The 2756-nt window shown below is 67.6% G+C and carries 3 protein-coding genes and 2 pseudogenes (1 of these 5 only partly in view); 1 reads left to right on the top strand and 4 read right to left on the bottom strand.

Annotated elements, in window-relative coordinates; translation table 11 throughout:
* Positions 1-59: 59 nt before the first annotated feature.
* From K789_RS26155 to K789_RS0109465, 4 genes and pseudogenes are all read right to left on the bottom strand, one after another.
* Positions 60-566 (bottom strand): annotated as a pseudogene (locus K789_RS26155) (ABC transporter substrate-binding protein); the annotation flags it as partial.
* 179 nt (positions 567-745) lie between these two features.
* Positions 746-952 (bottom strand): cold-shock protein, encoded by a 207-nt coding sequence (locus tag K789_RS0109475; RefSeq protein WP_029704816.1) that lies wholly within the window; start codon positions 950-952, stop codon positions 746-748.
* 145 nt (positions 953-1097) lie between these two features.
* Positions 1098-1718: a LytR C-terminal domain-containing protein gene (locus K789_RS0109470; RefSeq protein WP_024366551.1), complete on the bottom strand. Its 621-nt coding sequence runs from the start codon at positions 1716-1718 to the stop codon at positions 1098-1100.
* A gap of 80 nt (positions 1719-1798) precedes the next feature.
* On the bottom strand, positions 1799-2116 hold the full coding sequence (locus K789_RS0109465; protein ID WP_024366550.1) for a DUF3263 domain-containing protein: 318 nt from the start codon (positions 2114-2116) through the stop codon (positions 1799-1801).
* Positions 2117-2305: 189 nt separating this feature from the next.
* Between K789_RS0109465 and K789_RS22745 the strand changes: the two are divergent.
* Positions 2306-2756, top strand: a pseudogene (locus K789_RS22745) (uracil-DNA glycosylase); it runs 258 nt beyond the window's last position.

Below are 2756 nucleotides of genomic sequence, written 5' to 3'. Positions count from 1 at the left end.
GCCTGCTGCGCCTGCCCCGGGGCGAACCCGGTGACGGCGACGGTCCCGAGGCCGGACTGTTTGGCCGCGGCGGCCACGGCGTTGGACACGTCCTTGCCGTAGCTGCCTTCCTCGTACACGACGGCAATAGTCGCCGCGCCGCTGTCCTTGGCGAGCTTGACGAGGACCGGGGCCTGCGCGATGTCGGCCGCCGAGGTGCGGAAGTAGTAGCCCTTGCTCTCATAGCCGCTGAGCCCGCTGGCGGAGTTAGCGGGCGAAATCATGGCGATCCTGGCATTGGACAGGACATCGATGGCGGCGGGCGCCCGGCTGGAGTCCGTCGGACCGATGACGACGTCGGCTTTGGCCGCAACCAGCGCCTTTGCCTGCGCTGCGGTGTCCCCGCTGATGGTTGTCGGGAGCAACTCCACTGGCTTGCCCTTGTGACCGCCGGCAGCGTTGATTTCCTTGACCGCAAGTTTCGCGGCGGCCAACTGGGGGGCGTTGAGGAAATTCTGCGGGCCGGTGTTGTCAAGGATCAACCCGATCCGCAGGGTGCCGTCACCGCTCGCGTCGGCCTGCTGCACGCGGGCGCCGCCCGTCGGGCCCAGGCATGCGGTGGTGGTCAACGCTGCCACTGTCGCCACGGCGGCGGCCCGGCCCAGCTGCAGGGCCACAACCCGGCGTCGGACTGTGCTGGCGGCGGCCTTTCGGGCAGTGGCTTTTTCGGCAGGGTCCTGCGGCGCGTTCGCTGCGGCGGTGAAGGTCACGGGGCGGGCCGGACGCTTTCGGCCTGCGGCCCTTTTTCGCCCTCGCCGACTTCGAGCTCCACGCGCTGGCCCTCGTCCAGGGCCCGGTAGCCGTCCCCCGCTATGGCTGACCAGTGCACGAAGACGTCGGCCCCGGAACTGTCCACGGTGATGAAGCCGTAGCCCTTTTCGGCGTTGAACCATTTGACGGTTCCCAATGCCATGGTGTCCACACTTTCAGTCGGCTGGCGGGCGCCCCACCACAAGGTGGGCCTCGGAATGCAAATACTGTACCCACAGCCTCAGGCAGTGGCGCAGGACGGGGACGGTTCCGGCAGCCAATAGTTATTCAGGCGTCACCGGAACGGATTACTTGAAACCGGGAGCCAGGACGACGACGAGCGGCAGCTGGAATTCGGCCGAGTCCACCACGGTCGGGATGCCGAGGAGCTGGCCCAGGGCCTCGGCGTTGCCCTTCTGCGCGGCGCCGCTGTAGAAGATCACGGAGCGCTGCTGGGGCGCCCCGCCCCAGTTTCCGAGTGTGCCGAGGGTCCAGCCCGCGGTGGAGACTGTACCGCCCACGCGGTTCGCCAGCCCCGCAGTCGTGGTGCCGTTGAAGACCGCCACCGGCTGGGTCTTATCGATGGCGGCAACCGCCGAGGGGGTAGCGGAGGGCGTCCCAGACGGGGGCGGGGTCTCGCTGGGCGCCTGGCTCGCGGGGGCCTCGCCGGACGCCGTGGGAGCGGGGGACGCAGCGGCGCTGCTGCCACTCTGCTCAGCCGATACCGCCAGGGTGTCTCCGGCGGAGGTGAAGCCGAGTTTCGGCATAAACAGGAAGGCCACCAGGCCGATGGCCAGGGCTGCGGCGCCGACGGCCAGGATGGGAACCAGACGGCGGCGGTGGCGGGATTCGGCAACTGCCCGGTGGACACCCTGACGTGCGGAGGTCTCCGGGACCCGATCAAATTCATCCCGAGCGTATTTGGTCATGGTGAAACGGTGTCCTTGCTGATTTCTGACGAATTGACCACGCCTGCTTCCGCGCGGGAATCCGCGCATCCGGCTGTGCTTTACGCGTCTGAGCCCAAACGGCGGGCAGTTCGCGCACGTTGGCGTGACGTACGTAGTCTACGCAATCTCTTCACCAACATGGGATCGTGGGCCAGTGCATCCTCGGTGTCGATGAGGGCATTGAGGATCTGGTAGTAGTGCGTGGCGGAGAGGTCGAAGAGCTCGCGGATGGCTTGTTCCTTGGCGCCGGCGTACTTCCACCATTGCCGTTCCAGCGCAAGCATCTGCTGGTCCCGGCTGCTCAGCGGCGACTCGGGGCTGGTCCCGGCGGCAGGCGATTCCGCCGTCGAAAGGGGCTCTTGCGCTTGTTCGGCCATGACACACTCCCTGCTTGGTCCGGTACGGCTGGATCCGGTGAAAAGTCTTCCCCCATGCTACGGGCGAATAACAGGGTTGTCATTTGCCACCCTGCGAGAATGGGCCCTGTGCCTAACACCGACTCCCTTGATTCCGATGCCCTCTTCGAACTGGTGCCCGCGCCGAGCCAATCCGTCAGCTTCGCGGAGATGGCCAGCCTGCCATTGAATGAACTCGTGGCTGCCGACTGGGCCGGGGCGCTGGCCCCGGTCGAGGGGCAGTTGCGCGACGTCCTGGCTTTCCTGGGCCGCGAAGTTGCCGGCGGCCACGATGTCCTGCCGGCGCCGTCAAAGGTTTTGCGGGCGTTCCGGCAGCCCCTGGCGGGCGTCCGGGTATTGATAGTGGGCCAGGACCCGTATCCGACCCCCGGCCACGCGGTCGGGCTGTCCTTCGCCGTGGACGGCGCCACCCGGCCCATCCCGCGCAGCCTGGCCAATATCTACAAGGAGCTCGACGCCGACTTGGGGCTGCCGGCGCGAGTTCACGGTGACCTCAGCGGCTGGGCGGACCAGGGTGTGCTGCTGCTGAACAGGGTCCTCAGCGTCAGGGCAGGGGAGGCCGGCTCGCACCGGAACAAGGGCTGGGAAGCCATTACGGCGG

This window comes from Arthrobacter sp. TB 26 (assembly GCF_000427315.1).
Lineage (GTDB): Bacteria > Actinomycetota > Actinomycetes > Actinomycetales > Micrococcaceae > Arthrobacter.
This window is presented reverse-complemented; position numbering and strand designations above follow the sequence as displayed.

What these genes read in the sequence shown, in the direction of transcription:
- K789_RS0109475 (WP_029704816.1), bottom strand. Translation starts at nt 952, where the DNA reads ATGGCATTGGGAACCGTCAAATGGTTCAACGCCGAAAAGGGCTACGGC.
- K789_RS0109470 (WP_024366551.1), bottom strand. Translation starts at nt 1,718, where the DNA reads ATGACCAAATACGCTCGGGATGAATTTGATCGGGTCCCGGAGACCTCC.
- K789_RS0109465 (WP_024366550.1), bottom strand. Translation starts at nt 2,116, where the DNA reads ATGGCCGAACAAGCGCAAGAGCCCCTTTCGACGGCGGAATCGCCTGCC.